Source organism: Phormidium sp. CCY1219 (genome assembly GCF_055795085.1).
This window is the reverse complement of the sequence record NZ_JAYFEQ010000918.1, coordinates 1-13,551: the sequence shown is the minus strand read 5'-3', so window position 1 is coordinate 13,551 and position 13,551 is coordinate 1. Positions and strand designations below refer to the sequence as shown.

The window sequence follows — 13,551 nt, the reverse complement described above, 5'->3', positions numbered from 1 at the left end:
GTTCTCTTTTCAGCTTCGATCTCGTTTCTAAAATCTATCCCGCAATTCCTCCTCCCTTCCCCCACCGGGCACCGCAGGCCAAACTATTGCAGGTGTACAACCAGCGATAGCTCAACCCTACTCCGAGAGAATCAAATCGGAGGAGGGAGTCACCGGGGAGAGAAAACGCGATCGCCTTCCTCCGGTAAAATAACCGAGGGAAGTTAGAGCAGATGCGGCGACGCAGCCCAAACCTGGAGATGCAAGCTAAACCCAAAACTCTAACACAACTAAACCTACATTTGCCATGACAGTTTCTAGAACGATTTGTCTCGGCTTTCTGGTACTCATTAGCATCGGCACCTTTTTGCTAATGCTACCCATTGCCACAGCAGACGGGACTTGGAACAATTTTGTGACTGCATTCTTCACCGCCACCTCGGCGGTGTGCGTGACGGGTTTAATCGTCGTAGATACCGGCAGCTACTATTCGGGAATTGGGGAATTTTTTATCCTCTTTCTGCTACAGATTGGCGGGTTGGGCTACATGACTGCCACCACCTTTTTGCTATTGCTCCTAGGGCGGCGATTTGGATTGCGGGACAGACTAGCCATTCAACAATCCTTAGACAAAGCAGAAATGGCCGGCGTAGTGCAACTGGTGCGCTCCATTATTGCCACCACCTTAATCTTTGAACTCACCGGCATATTTTTCCTCCTCCTGATTTTCGTGCCCGATTATGGGTGGAATTATGGCATTTGGCTCTCGGTATTTCATAGCATTAGCGCCTTTAACAATGCCGGATTTAGCTTATTTGAAGATAGCTTAATGGGGTATGCCACCTCATTGCCGATGAATTTAATTATCACCTTTTTAGTCATCTTTGGTGGCCTCGGCTATCAAGTGATTATGGAAATTTATATGTGGATACGCGATCGCTTCGCCCGCAGTCGAGAACGAGTAGTATTTTCCCTCCACTTCAAAATCGTCACCACCACCACCCTATTTTTGCTCGCCCTCGGCACCGTCGCCTTTTTCTTCACCGAAGCAAACAATCCCGCCACCTTCGGTCAATTTAGCTTCGGCGAAAAAATCATCACCGCCTGGTTCCAATCCGTCACCACTCGCACGGCAGGATTTAACACCATCCCCCTCGGAGAAATGACCTCGGCGGCATTATTTATCACCATTGCCTTCATGTTTATCGGAGCCTCTCCGGGCAGTACCGGGGGCGGAATCAAAACCTCCACCATGCGAGTCTTGCTCAGTTGCACCAGAGCGGTTCTCCAGGGACGCGAGCAAGTGCTGTGCTTCCAGCGCCAGATTCCCGTGGAACTGATTTTAAAAGCCGTAGGAGTCGTCGTCGCCTCCATTGGAATGGTCATCCTGGGAACCATCGTCCTCGCCGTCACCGATTCCACGTTCCCCTTTATCGAACTCCTCTTTGAAGTGGTATCGGCATTTGCCACCGTGGGGCTATCCACCGGGATCACCGCCGCCATCTCCCCCCTAGGCAAAGTGGTTTTGATTATCATCATGTATGTGGGGCGCGTCGGGATGCTGATGCTGATGAGCGCCATTCTCGGAGACACCAGACCCACCGCCATTCGCTATCCCGAAGAAAATCTGTTGGTGGGATAAATCACTTTTTCCCCCCAAACTTGCTACGGTAAAACCATTCACTTGCTCTCTCCTTCCCCCCCCCTTATCTTCCCTCCTCTTCGGACCCGGTGCCAGAGGGCACAATCCAGGGCCAGGAGGCGAAAAAGGCAACTCCCAGATATAGCAATGCGTTTAGGAGTTGTAATATTTTTCATGGGGTGCGAGGGACAAGAAATTCTACGAACCCCCTGTTTCTTGTCTCTCGCGCTCTCCTGTCAATCACACCACTCATTTAGTGACTGTTTAATCAATCGATTCCCATCAAGGTAGCAACTGTGAATTTATCCTCTCTGAGTTTCTTTCGGAATCTGCATCCAGAAAATAAGCAATTTGCCGTTATTGGGTTAGGGCGATTTGGTCGAGCCGTCTGTTTGACCCTGCATGGTTTGGGATATGAAGTGCTCGCCATTGATATGGATGAAAAAAAAGTCTCCCAAGCCCTTACCGATCGCATCGCCGCCCACGCTTTAGAACTGGATACCACCGAACCCACCGCCATCCAACAAGCGGGAATCACGGATTTCGATACGGTGATTGTCGGCATCGGCAATTACTTAGCCCAAAGCATTATTACTACCCTAAATTTGAAAGAAGAGGGGGTAAAACATGTAGTGGCAAAGGCATCGTCGGAAATTCACATGAAATTGCTCAAAAAAGTGGGCGCGGACCATGTAGTATTTCCAGAACGGGAAATGGGGTATGCTTTGGCGCGAAATATCACCAAACCCAGCATCCTCGATAGCTTTGAACTGGATCCGGAACACAGCATCGTGGAAACCCTCGTCCCGGATAATTTTGATGGGAAAACCATTGCCGAACTCGAACTTCGCAATCGCTATGGGCTGACTGTTTTAGCCGTCAGTCACGATAGCAAATTTGAAATTAATCCTCCGGCAAATCGCTTGCTGAAGAAAGGCACCATTATGGTAGTGATTGGTTCGAATAAAGGAATCGATCGCTTAACGCCGTGAGGGAACCCAAATCGGCAATTCAAATCCTGCCAAGGCACAGGCAAAGCGCGTTAGCAACTATGCCCGTTAAAGCTATAGTCCGCCGACGCGGACTCATTTTTTTACAGGGATTTCGGCGGAGTTGAGATTCTCCCATTTTTCAACAATAATGATGCAGATGAAAGGTAGGGACATGGCAGTGTCTTTCCCCGACGGGATATCTGTCTCGTGAAGGCATGAAAATTGGGATTAAAGGTCTGCCGCCGATTCAGTTTGTTGGGCTTTTAAAGCGTTGCCGAGATTGATAAAAGCCTCGGCTAAATTTGGGTCGATCGCGATCGCCTGTCGCCATGCGGCGATCGCGTCTTGGGGCTGTTCGCGTTGATACAACGCCACGCCCAAACTGTTGTAAGCATTGGCTAAATTTGGATTGCGCGCGATCGCTTCTCGCTCTTGCGCGATCGCTTTTTCCATCTCTCCCGCTTCGGAGAACGCTTCGCCTAAATTGTAATGCGCTCTCAGCCAAATTCGGATCGAGGCGCACGGCATTTTCCCAGGCTTCGATCGCCTCAGCTTTTTGATTTTGTCGGTTCAGAGCTTGCGCCAGTCCATTGTAAGCCGTGGCTAAATTGGGATTGCGGTCCAGGGCTTCTCGCTCTTGCGCGATCGCGGCACTCAGTTCTCCCTGCACTCGCAGGATCCGCCCCAATCCCGCATGAGCTTCGGCGCGGTTGGGATTGCGCGCGATCGCCTGCTGATAGTTTGCCTTTGCCTCTTCTAGGTCTCCCGCCGACTCCAGTTGCTCACCTAAGTTATAATATGCCTCGGCCAAATCTGGGGCAAGTAACTCACTTAAACCAGTATCCTGTGCGATGGCCTGTTCGTAGGCGGAAATGGCTTCTCGCAACTGGCCTCGGGCTTTCAGGGCGTCGCCTAACTTCGCTTATGCTTCACTTAAGTTTGGGTTGCGGGCCACGGCGGCTTGATAGATGCTCACCACCTCCGATTGACGCCCGGTGGCTTGCAAATTGTTGGCTAAATTAAACTGCGCTTGGGCCAGATTGGGATTGAGGCGCAGGGCTTCCCGAATTGCCGCGATCGCCTCCGAGACCTTTCCCTGAGTCAGGAGTAGCGCCCCGAGGCGATCGTGGGCCTGCGCCAGATTCGGATTGAGGCGAATCGTTTCTTGCAACGCGGCGATCGCTTCGGCGGTACTGCCTTCATCTTGTCGCAACAGGGCGAAATTGTACTGGGCTTGCGCTAAATTAGGGTTCAGGCGGATAGCTTGTCCATACGCCGCCACCGCCCCAGCGCGATCGCCCTGGGCATTCAGGGCACTACCTAAGTTATTGTAAGCTTCGGCGTAATTGGGATAAAGGCGAATCGCTTCCCGGTACTGGGCGATCGCCGCTTCCACTTCCCCCCGTTGCTGCAGCGCCCGCCCCAAGGCATTGCGCGCCTGGGGATAATTTGGATATTGAGCTAAGGCTTGTTGCAAACTGGCGATCGCACCTTCCACATCCCCTTGTGCTAAGCGTTCCACCCCGGTTTCGTAGTAGCCGCGCGTGATTACATTTTGCGCCACAACCAAAGATGCCGACTCCGGGCCTGCAACCACTACTGCAGAGGCGATCGCCGTCCCACAACAGAGGCTCAATACGCCGCAAAGTCTGGTTGTGAACCGATGAGGCATAGCAAACATAGATGACAACCCCAACAATTTGACCGACAAGGACATCAAGTTCGAGAAACGAAATCGGCGCTTTTCTCCCGACAAAGCGCTTGGCAGAACAACGAGACCCACCCCGGCAAATCATGGCATGCAGTGCAATCAGCCCGCGAGGGACTTCGCCTGCATGCGCCGCGACACCGATGCTCGCCCGTATCTGGTTTTCATACCATACCACAAGCCAAAGCTCCCTCTACCCTCATAGGGAGAAAATTAACAAGGAATTAAGAAGAATTAAGCACTTTTTTAATTCTGCCTTTTCAATTCTTAACTTTTTCTCCTTCCCTGGGAAAAGCGCCGATATGATATGATGGCTTTTTAAGTGAGGGAAACCCTCGGGGAATCCCGAAGCGAAATGACAATGGCACAATTAAAATAGCAGTGCATCAGTAGAAATTATGCTGGGTAAATTTTTTAAGAAACCCGACCCCGAACTGAGCGATCGCGTTCCTCCGGGTCAGTATTTGACCAAAGGATTTCCCGTACTCACCTACGGGGATACACCGCAAATTTCCACCGACGAGTGGGAATTTAAAATTACCGGATTAGCCACCCCCGCTACCTTCAAATGGGCCGATATTATGGCCATGCCGCAACAGGAGTTTACCGCCGATTTTCACTGCGTCACTCGCTGGTCCAAACTGGATGTAAAATGGACCGGGGTAAAAGTCCTCGACTTAATGAAACAAGTGGAAGTCGATCCGAAAGCAGTTTACGTGATGGAGCACTGTTATGGCGGTTATACCACTAACATTTCAATAGCAGATTTGATGCGCGAGGAAAACTTCTTCGCCCATACCTTATTCGGCGAACCGCTGCCCGCCGAACATGGCGGCCCCCTGCGGTTGGTAGTGCCCCATCTTTATGCCTGGAAAAGTGCCAAATGGATTAATGGGTTTGAGTTTCTCAGTGAAGAAGAATTAGGCTTCTGGGAACGCAATGGCTATCACCCCCGAGGCGAACCTTGGGCAGAAGAACGCTACAGCAATAATCTGTTTGGATTGTAAGCGTTTTGTGGGGTAGGGAGAGTGAGTCGTTCCCAGCCAATGCTGGGAACGAAATTACCCGCAAAAATTAGCCGCCAAACATGAGTTTTTTGATTAATTTGAGCTTACCTTTATAGGGAGCATAGCGCCAATCTAAATCGAACAAAAACGATTTTTCCAAGACGCTTTTTTGGTGGGAAAAGGTATCGAAACTGGCTTGGCCGTGATAGCTGCCGATACCGCTATTCCCGACGCCGCCAAAGGGCAATTCAGAGACGCCGAGGTGCATAATCGTGTCGTTGATGCAGACGCCGCCGGAAGAGGTTTCGCGCAGGATTTTTTGCTGGATTTGCGAATTTTTGGAGAAGAGGTAAAGGGCGAGGGGTTTGGGTTTGTCGTTGACGATCGCGATCGCTTCCTCGAGGTTGGAATATTCCAGGATGGGTAAAATTGGCCCAAAGATTTCTTCTTGCATCAGGGGGGAATCTAAAGAAACGCGATCGACTACCGTGGGGGCGATATATCGTTCCTCGGCATTAGTTTCCCCGCCGATCGCGATGGTGTCGCAGTCTGTGAGCAATTCGGCGAGGCTACGAAAGTGTTTGTCACTGATAATCCGGGCAAAATCCGGGCTTTCGGCAGGGTTTTCGCCATAAAATTCTTTAATAGTCCGGATAATTCCCGCCGTTAATTGAGGTTTGATATCGCGATGGACGAGGAGATAATCTGGGGCGATGCAAGTTTGGCCTGCATTGATAAATTTTCCCCAGACAATGCGGCGACAAGTGCTGTCTACATCGATATCGGGTTCCACGATGCAAGGGCTTTTGCCGCCCAATTCTAAGGTGACGGGAGTCAATTGTTTCGCCGCCGCTTCCATCACTTTTTGACCGATTCGAGTGCCACCGGTAAAGAAAATATGGTCGAATTTTTCGGCGAGTAATTCTTTGGATTCTTCTACGCCACCTTCCACAACGGTGATATAAGCCGGATCGAAAGTTTGTTGGATTAAATCGGCGATCGCCCGGGAAGTGGCGCTAGAAAATTCCGAAGGCTTCAAAATCGCACAATTTCCCGCCGCGATCGCACCCACTAAAGGAGAGATGGTTAACTGAAACGGGTAATTCCAAGGGCTAATAATTAATACCACACCCAAGGGGTCGCGATAAATTCGGGCAGGGGCAAAGAATTGATCCAAGGGTCGCGCCACGGTTTTCGGTTTTACCCAAGATTTGATATGCTTGAGAGCGTAATTGATTTCCCGAACGACCCCGAGTTCGGCGGAGTAAATCTCTAACTTCGGCTTTTTCAGGTCAGCCTTAAGCGCATCCACCACGCTTTGTTCGCGATCGCAAATCGCTTGTTTGAGTTTTTCCAGTTGTTCGATGCGAAAGTCCAGATCTAATGTATTGCCCGTGGCAAAAAATTGCCGTTGAGCGCGGATTTTCTCGGTAATCGGGGAAAGAGTTAGCATGAGCTTTAGTTTAACCGGATGTACAGCAAAAGGCAAACGCCCTTTTTGCTTATTGTATGAAATTCTTGCAGATTTTTCACCTTGCCTTGTCCGGGGGTGACACACAGACCCTTCCGCTGTTAATGTACTCCGCAAGATTCCCAGGCTTTTTCCGCCCAATTGAAATGACGCGGCGTTTTTTGCCCAGGGCAGGTTTGCTGTAAAATTCCCCCTTGACCTCTCGCCTCCATTAAATCGGCTTCGAGGGGATATTATACTTTTGGTGAAAAGCGTCAAATTATACAATTTATGTGTTTTTCCCCTTGCCTATGCTAGACTAAAATCAGACTGAAAAAACTGGAGGCAAAATGTGGCATGGTACAAAAAATTGAAGCTTCCCAAAAGTCCGACATTATCTATCCCGAAAGCGACGGCAAACCAATGGCAGAAAATACCGAGCAATTCACCTGGATTGTGGTCATTAAAGAGAATTTAGAAATTCTGTTTGCCAACAATGCCGAGGTGTTTGTGGCCGGGGATTTACTGTGGTATCCAGTGCAGGGCAATAACAAACTTTGTCAAACCCCCGATGCCCTAGTGGTCTTTGGCCGTCCGAAAGGGAAAAGAGGCTCTTACAAGCAATGGGAAGAAGACAATCTTCCCCCGCAAGTCGTCTTTGAAGTCTTATCCCCGGGGAATACCTTGAAAGAAATGGCGAAAAAATTGCAATTTTACGACCGCTATGGGGTAGAGGAATATTATTTATATGACCCAGACCGCATCGATTTGAACGGGTGGCAGCGTTCTGACACTCGATTAAACGTCATCGAACAAATGAATGGATGGGTGTCGCCGCGCCTGGGAATTCGGTTTGAAATGACAGACAGCGGACTGGAGATTTATCGTCCCGATGGACGGAAGTTTTTGACCCCCGTGGAATTAGACCAACGGGCGCAAGCAGCAGAACAACGAGTCCAACGTTTGGAAGCGCGACTGCGGGAATTAGGGATTGACCCGGAACAGGTGTAATAGAGGCTCTCGGTGCGCGATATCCCTGGTTTTAGGAAGAATTGCAGGTGAGTAGAGACGCGATTTTGAAGCGTCTCTACGGGGGTTTTTGCTGGCGACGATCGCAGATTTTAATGCCTACTTTTGTCAACCGGATTTGCAATCGGCACTGCATACAATTAGAGTTGAATTTTGCGGATGTCTGCCACTTCTTGCCTGACCGTTGCGATCGCCACCAGACGACCTACGGTGGTGTAATGACCGCCGCCTTGAATCGGAGTGGTGGTAGAGCGCTCGCGAAATCGATCCAGATTCTCTAAAAACCACTCTCGCGTCGTCGGCATGGGCAACAAATACAACTCCCGAGGGGTGATGAAATAATAACACAGCCAATCCGCTTCGGTATAGATAAAACACCCGGGGGTGCCGCGTTCAAAATTGCTGTAAGTTTCAAAAAAGAAATTGCCCGTTTTGTGCCAGCGATCGCCCTTAATTTCCAGTTTAAACTGACCCTTGTTGGTTGTTAACAACAAATCTACATCAATTTGTTGATAATTCGGATCGTTTTCCACATTTTCTACGGTAATAGTTTGGGGCAAACTGGACAACCACTGGGTAATATCGGCGGTGGCTTGTTGTGCGACGCCAACGCCTTCAGTCATAGTATAAGTTTTGGGCACAACGGTGGGTTTTGCGGAATTTGCCGATCGCTTCAGGGTGGGTTTGGGTTTTGGTTTCGGGGTATTGCCCGGTTCGGGAAGGCGGTAATTGGCCACGGCATCGACGATGCGATCGACTTGTGCCGTACTAAGGCGAAGAGGCGAGTTATTTAGCACAGAAAAGAGCGCCTGAATGCCATGCAAAACCGGAACCGCACATTGTGTTGCTTCCACCCATTGCGCTACGGTAAACACCACCGGGGCGCTGATACAATCCTCGGGAAAATTATCCACTTCGGTGACGATCCACTGACGAAACATTTGCAGATGATAAGCGCTTTGGGAACTGGGACTGCTAGAAATGGCCACCCAACGGTTTCCTTCTCGGCGCTGCCAGCGATCGCGATGGGCGCTAAACGACCCTTTCCAGGTTTTGAGTTCGACTAAAAAAACGCCCCCCGGACCGATAATCAAATGGTCGATTTCCGTTAACCGTCCGGGTATTTTGGTAGGAATAAAGGCATTGTTAAATAAGATATAGCTGTCGGGAATAAATTTCAGTAACAGGGAGACAATTCCCTCCCCCAAGTTGCCTTTAAATTGATTGCTGAATTGATTCACATCAAACAAAAAACCGCCCACAGCACCGGCCCAGCCCTCGGGCAATTCGGATTGAGTCGCGGCGCGATTTTCTGCTATACTTTTGTCAACCTGCTGTTTAAAAGCTTGGCGCAGGGATGGGTGTTGAGATAAAGTTTTCATGGGGTCAGACCTCACGAGCGATCGCGGGAAACCGATGGAACCGGGGATTGAGCGATCGCCATCCCCGGTACGTTTATTGTCGTCCTGGTTTGAGTGATGCCACGAATCGGCGAGGGTTTCTGCTATCCCGAATACAGTTTTGGGAAAAAGCGGTAGGGCAAAATTGGAGAATTGAGAATTAAAAATTGAGAATTAGAAATTCCCAATTGCGGTGGGGAGTGAGAACGAAAAACGAGGAATGAAAAATTAAAAATTAAGAATTAAGAATTAGGGATTAAGAACTAAGAGGTAGGCAGAGGGAAAGATTGGTGGTGAAAAATCGAAGCGCAGATGTGGGGGGGGATAGGGAAAGCAAAGGTTACGAGGGCGATCGCGATAAAAAATCTTAAGTTATTTGGACTTTCACCGAGGTTGAGCGATAGATTGCGCTAACGTAAAAAATGTAAACAGCTTAACAGGAGAACTATGGAGCCAGATTCTCTACCAACCGAGGTCATACTGACCAAACCAGTTCAATCCCTGGGAAAAGTCCAACTCGATTGGAATCCGCAACCGGGGAACTATTTAGATTTAAAAGGAAAAACCTACGCAGTCTTAGAACGGCGTCACCGATACCAACTCAAATCCGGGCGCTATCGCTTGCACAACATTGCCCTCTACGTGCAATCCGCGCAACGACCGCTCGAGAAAACATGTGTAGAGGGGCGCTGGGTACTCGGAGATGCCTCCTGTCGCTTCAACGCCCATTCGGAATTAATTCGCTGTGCGGTCAACCCAGAAGGACCTTGCGCCGAATGTCGCTTTTACGAACCCGCCACAGAGACAACCGAGCGATCGCGGTGCTAGGGAAAACGCAGTTCAGCCATTTTCAAACACATCCCCCACCTGTAAATGAGTGCCATTTGCGAAATCCCAGCCCGACTGGGCGCGTTTGCCCGCCAGTTGAACTTGTTGCAACAGCAAAAATCCCTCCCCAGTTTTGACGATCGGGCCGATATGTTTGGCAATGCTGACCACCTCACCGGGAGTACCCGAACCGGAATAAAGGGCCGGCCAAGTATGTTCGAGGACGCTAAACGAGGGAGGGAGCTGTTCCCAATACTCATCCCCCACCGGTGCGGTGGCGATCGCTTTCAAATCCTGACCGCGAAAGCGCGCCACGCAATTGGGGAAAAAGCCGCGAATTTGGTTATGCAACGCGATCGCGCTGCGCGACCAATCCAGTTTGTAATCCTCCTTTTTAATCAGCGGCGCATAGGAGGCTTGCGAATCATCTTGGGGAATCGGTTGCACCTGACCCCGCTTTAACTTCAACAAGGTTTCCACCAACAACCGCGCCCCCAAACTAGCCTCAGTCTGAGCCAAGTGGTGAGCATTTTCCAGCAGTTCGATCGGCGTGTGAGCCTTCAGCAGCATCGGGCCAGTATCCATCCCGGCATCCATCAGCATTGTCGTGACACCAGTTTCCGCCTCGCCATTGTACAAACACCATTGAATCGGTGCCGCCCCTCGGTATTTTGGCAGCAAAGAGGCATGGACATTGATGCACCCTAGAGGCGGCATCTCCAGTATTTCCGGAGACAAAATCTGACCATACGCCGTCACCACGAACGCATCTGCCCCTGACTGTCGCAGCTTTGTCAGGGTCTCGGGGTCTTTTTTAACTCGTCTCGGCTGCCACACCGGCAAATTATGCGCCAATGCCACAGATTTCACTGCTGATGGGATTAACTGGTTGCCCCGCCGACGACGCTTATCCGGCTGCGTGACCACCGCCAACACTTCAATTTCGCCATCGGCTAATAACATTTCCAAACAGGGAACGGCAAACTGGGGAGTCCCGAAAAATACGACTTTCATTTTGGTCAGCAGTCACGTAGGTGGTTCAGGTGAATCATCAAAGGGGGTGTTGCAGTACCATGAGAGTACCAACGAACGGGGAGCAGTGACCCGCGATCGCATGGCCTGCCCCCAGATAGTTTCGCAGATCGGCGGCACCTTTGTCCAAACTGCCCCCTATCTCCGGCTGCGCGAGAGCTGCCGTATTTTGCGAAAAAATGATGCATTCTCAGTCTTGGTTTTTTAGGATACCATCATTCATAACCGTTTCATTCTATCCTGTCGCAATCCTTGTCCTCGCCAACACAGGCTCCACGCAAGCCAACTTCCATCCCCTCTTCACAGGTAGGCTAGAGGGCAACCCCTTGTCCTTTTTTCCACCCTCCACCTGATGCTCGCCGATGAACTTCTCGATTCCCGACTCGATCGCATCTGCTTTTCAGTTCTTCTCCAACCCCATCGCCGCCGGGATCGGGCTGGGTGTGGTGCTGCTGGTGCTGACGGGCGTTCTCATCGCCTTCTATCGCCATCGGTTCGAGACCCGCGAAGAACTGCCCCTAGAGGACTCCTCCCCTGCGATTTCCGAGGATCTGCTGCCCCACCTGCTCGATTCCGCTTCCCAAAGCGCCGCCGCTCGACTGTATCAACCCATCGACTTATGGACCGGGCGCTTGATTTTACCGCCCCCAGATCGTCGCGACCCCGAAGGTGCGGTCTGGTTTGAAGTTCACAATGCCGATCGCGCCTACGCCCATCTCAAACATCGCGTGGTCACGTTGAAATGGACTCGCTCCCCGGAAGTCCAGAAATTCGTCCGCGCCGTCACCGTGGATGTCCGCTTTACCCGCCAAGCCAAACACAGTCACAAAAAAGGCTTCGTCCATCCGATCCGACTGGATAAACTCAATACCGTCGGCCCGTTAGAATCCCTCGCCGGCGCGCGCCCGGAAGATAACGTTATCGTCGCTTTGCATAACCCCGTGGTAGACGAGCGCAGTGGCGAACCGAGTTTAATTATTTCCCGCCAACCGGTGGAAATTAGCGGGCGTCTGGTGGCTTTGGTGACGATTATTCAGCGGGTTGCCCATAGCACAACAGGTGGTATAAGTCAACCCAAAACGGGCAAAAAAAACAAAACCGACCGGGGAATTGCCGATGCAGGCCCGATAAAAAGCGATCGCTTTCTGGTACGTCACTATAACAAAATCACTGGGGAATTCGACGGCCCTTTTGACCTGATTCGCATTCCCCAAGTGCCGCAAAACAGCAACGGTATTTACCCTTCCACCCATCGGGCGATCGAAAAATCTCCCTTAAATCCAGAAGGATGGTACGTTTATGGGCAAAAAGATGGGGATAGTCTGTTTGTGGTGCAAGCGATCGAACCGCGTGGGGCAATGCGTCTCAAACCCCAACAACTTGCCCTGGGCACTCAAAACGCCCTGACCTATCTGAAAAAACAAAATTGGCAAAATACCTCGGATAAAAAAGGTACCGCCTCTACTATTTTGCTCGACCCGATCGCAGAAAATCCCAGAGCGGCGATTTCCGCTTGGCAAGAAGGTGACAAAGCGATCGTTATCCATGTCTTTGGCGGGATTGGCGGGAAAAAAGCAGAACCCACCCCTTTCGGCGTGGTTACGGGTCATTTTTCCTATGGCATCGCTACTGTAGTTCGCGATATCCTCACCGGTGAATTGCGCTTTGATATCGAATATCGGCAGGTGTACGCCCACAACCGCCAAGGTATCCTCTCTGATGCGATTAAATGGTTTAGTTTTATGGGGGATTTACAGCGCGGCTGGTTGGGGACGCGACCGATTTGCGATATCTTGGTTAAATTCGACCCGCTTACCGTGGATTATGATTTTGACGGCATGAAAATTTCGCCAATGGCTGAATTTCGCCGCCAATTGGCGATCGTCTGCGCCCGATATCGCACGGGAAATGGCACCGGCGCATCGGTGGTGACGCCAGAATCCTCTTGCGTGCAGGATTCCAATCAAGCGCTCTATATTACGATTAAACGCATCGAACATGCGATCGCCAATACTCCCCGCATTCAAGAATGGCAGCAACATTTCCCCGACCATCCCCAAACTTGGCAATTCAAACAATTAATCAATCTGGGCAAACATCTGGAACGCCATTTAATTCCTTTTGGCATCGCCCAACCAGACTGGCGTCAAAATGTGGAACAAATCGCCGCCAGTGACCAACCGGAAAACCTCATCAGCACCCTTGTGAAAGGGATTATCGCGTGGCGCACGATGCTCCCGCGTCCCGCCCAAGATAACATTGCCAAAATCCTCTTAAAGCAAGGTGCCGCGCTCTGGGTCATCCGCACCAATCAAGTGGGCGGGTTTAATCCCCATATCGCCCCCACCGCCCCCACCGGCATCTTTACCCATCGCCTGGGCTAATTAAAAGGTTGCCATTTTTTTTCAGAGGGGATATAATGAGGGTAAAGCTCGTTGGCCGGGGCAGGACATAAAAGCAATTTACGCATTGCTTTTATGTCCT

General features: G+C 50.7%; 11 protein-coding genes and 1 pseudogene. 6 read left to right on the top strand and 6 right to left on the bottom strand.

The genetic code is table 11. The features are described 5' to 3' along the window. The first annotated feature begins 286 nt into the window (after positions 1 to 286). Positions 287 to 1,621, top strand: coding sequence for a TrkH family potassium uptake protein (locus AC0QH1_RS30165; RefSeq protein WP_324635144.1), 1,335 nt, complete (start codon positions 287 to 289; stop codon positions 1,619 to 1,621). Positions 1,622 to 1,917: 296 nt separating this feature from the next. Beyond that, positions 1,918 to 2,613 carry a potassium channel family protein gene (locus AC0QH1_RS30160; RefSeq protein WP_324635143.1) on the top strand — a complete coding sequence of 232 codons (696 nt, stop codon included), beginning with the start codon at positions 1,918 to 1,920 and terminating at the stop codon, positions 2,611 to 2,613. A 228-nt stretch (positions 2,614 to 2,841) separates the two neighbouring features. On the opposite strand, the gene AC0QH1_RS30155 is transcribed toward AC0QH1_RS30160, so the two are convergent. The 3 genes and pseudogenes from AC0QH1_RS30155 to AC0QH1_RS30145 form a co-directional block, all read right to left on the bottom strand. Then, positions 2,842 to 3,066 carry a tetratricopeptide repeat protein gene (locus AC0QH1_RS30155; protein ID WP_442957393.1) on the bottom strand — a complete coding sequence of 75 codons (225 nt, stop codon included), beginning with the start codon at positions 3,064 to 3,066 and terminating at the stop codon, positions 2,842 to 2,844. A 64-nt stretch (positions 3,067 to 3,130) separates the two neighbouring features. Continuing rightward, a pseudogene (locus AC0QH1_RS30150) lies at positions 3,131 to 3,532 on the bottom strand (tetratricopeptide repeat protein); the annotation flags it as partial. Between the two features lie 3 nt (positions 3,533 to 3,535). Further along, positions 3,536 to 4,294 carry a tetratricopeptide repeat protein gene (locus AC0QH1_RS30145; RefSeq protein ID WP_324635142.1) on the bottom strand — a complete coding sequence of 253 codons (759 nt, stop codon included), beginning with the start codon at positions 4,292 to 4,294 and terminating at the stop codon, positions 3,536 to 3,538. A gap of 425 nt (positions 4,295 to 4,719) precedes the next feature. Between AC0QH1_RS30145 and AC0QH1_RS30140 the strand changes: the two genes are divergently transcribed. Further along, positions 4,720 to 5,328: a sulfite oxidase-like oxidoreductase gene (locus AC0QH1_RS30140; RefSeq protein WP_324635141.1), complete on the top strand. Its 609-nt coding sequence runs from the start codon at positions 4,720 to 4,722 to the stop codon at positions 5,326 to 5,328. 67 nt (positions 5,329 to 5,395) lie between these two features. On the opposite strand, the gene AC0QH1_RS30135 is transcribed toward AC0QH1_RS30140, so the two are convergent. Continuing rightward, the gene (locus AC0QH1_RS30135) at positions 5,396 to 6,781 is read right to left on the bottom strand and encodes an aldehyde dehydrogenase (protein ID WP_324635140.1); all 1,386 of its coding nucleotides are present in this window, start codon (positions 6,779 to 6,781) and stop codon (positions 5,396 to 5,398) included. A gap of 354 nt (positions 6,782 to 7,135) precedes the next feature. Between AC0QH1_RS30135 and AC0QH1_RS30130 the strand changes: the two genes are divergently transcribed. After that, a complete protein-coding gene (locus AC0QH1_RS30130) occupies positions 7,136 to 7,789 on the top strand; it encodes a Uma2 family endonuclease (RefSeq protein WP_324635139.1) in 654 nt (217 codons plus the stop codon). A 158-nt stretch (positions 7,790 to 7,947) separates the two neighbouring features. On the opposite strand, the gene AC0QH1_RS30125 is transcribed toward AC0QH1_RS30130, so the two are convergent. Then, positions 7,948 to 9,189 (bottom strand): nuclease-related domain-containing protein, encoded by a 1,242-nt coding sequence (locus tag AC0QH1_RS30125; protein WP_324635138.1) that lies wholly within the window; start codon positions 9,187 to 9,189, stop codon positions 7,948 to 7,950. Positions 9,190 to 9,654: 465 nt separating this feature from the next. On the opposite strand from AC0QH1_RS30125, the gene AC0QH1_RS30120 reads away from it, so the two are divergent. Beyond that, positions 9,655 to 10,035: a DUF6464 family protein gene (locus tag AC0QH1_RS30120; protein ID WP_324635137.1), complete on the top strand. Its 381-nt coding sequence runs from the start codon at positions 9,655 to 9,657 to the stop codon at positions 10,033 to 10,035. Between the two features lie 12 nt (positions 10,036 to 10,047). On the opposite strand, the gene fmt is transcribed toward AC0QH1_RS30120, so the two are convergent. After that, complete coding sequence (gene fmt / locus AC0QH1_RS30115; protein ID WP_324635136.1) at positions 10,048 to 11,049, bottom strand: methionyl-tRNA formyltransferase; 1,002 nt, start codon at positions 11,047 to 11,049, stop codon at positions 10,048 to 10,050. Between the two features lie 380 nt (positions 11,050 to 11,429). Between fmt and AC0QH1_RS30110 the strand changes: the two genes are divergently transcribed. Beyond that, complete coding sequence (locus AC0QH1_RS30110; RefSeq protein WP_324635135.1) at positions 11,430 to 13,451, top strand: abortive infection protein; 2,022 nt, start codon at positions 11,430 to 11,432, stop codon at positions 13,449 to 13,451. Positions 13,452 to 13,551: the final 100 nt, after the last annotated feature.

Excerpts from the sequence above, each read along its gene's own strand:
- AC0QH1_RS30140 (WP_324635141.1), top strand. The coding sequence starts at position 4,720 with ATGCTGGGTAAATTTTTTAAGAAACCCGACCCCGAACTGAGCGATCGC.
- AC0QH1_RS30145 (WP_324635142.1), bottom strand. The coding sequence starts at position 4,294 with ATGTTTGCTATGCCTCATCGGTTCACAACCAGACTTTGCGGCGTATTG.
- AC0QH1_RS30135 (WP_324635140.1), bottom strand. The coding sequence starts at position 6,781 with ATGCTAACTCTTTCCCCGATTACCGAGAAAATCCGCGCTCAACGGCAA.
- fmt (WP_324635136.1), bottom strand. The coding sequence starts at position 11,049 with ATGAAAGTCGTATTTTTCGGGACTCCCCAGTTTGCCGTTCCCTGTTTG.
- AC0QH1_RS30165 (WP_324635144.1), top strand. The coding sequence starts at position 287 with ATGACAGTTTCTAGAACGATTTGTCTCGGCTTTCTGGTACTCATTAGC.
- AC0QH1_RS30120 (WP_324635137.1), top strand. The coding sequence starts at position 9,655 with ATGGAGCCAGATTCTCTACCAACCGAGGTCATACTGACCAAACCAGTT.
- AC0QH1_RS30155 (WP_442957393.1), bottom strand. The coding sequence starts at position 3,066 with ATGGAAAAAGCGATCGCGCAAGAGCGAGAAGCGATCGCGCGCAATCCA.
- AC0QH1_RS30110 (WP_324635135.1), top strand. The coding sequence starts at position 11,430 with ATGAACTTCTCGATTCCCGACTCGATCGCATCTGCTTTTCAGTTCTTC.
- AC0QH1_RS30125 (WP_324635138.1), bottom strand. The coding sequence starts at position 9,189 with ATGAAAACTTTATCTCAACACCCATCCCTGCGCCAAGCTTTTAAACAG.
- AC0QH1_RS30130 (WP_324635139.1), top strand. The coding sequence starts at position 7,136 with ATGGTACAAAAAATTGAAGCTTCCCAAAAGTCCGACATTATCTATCCC.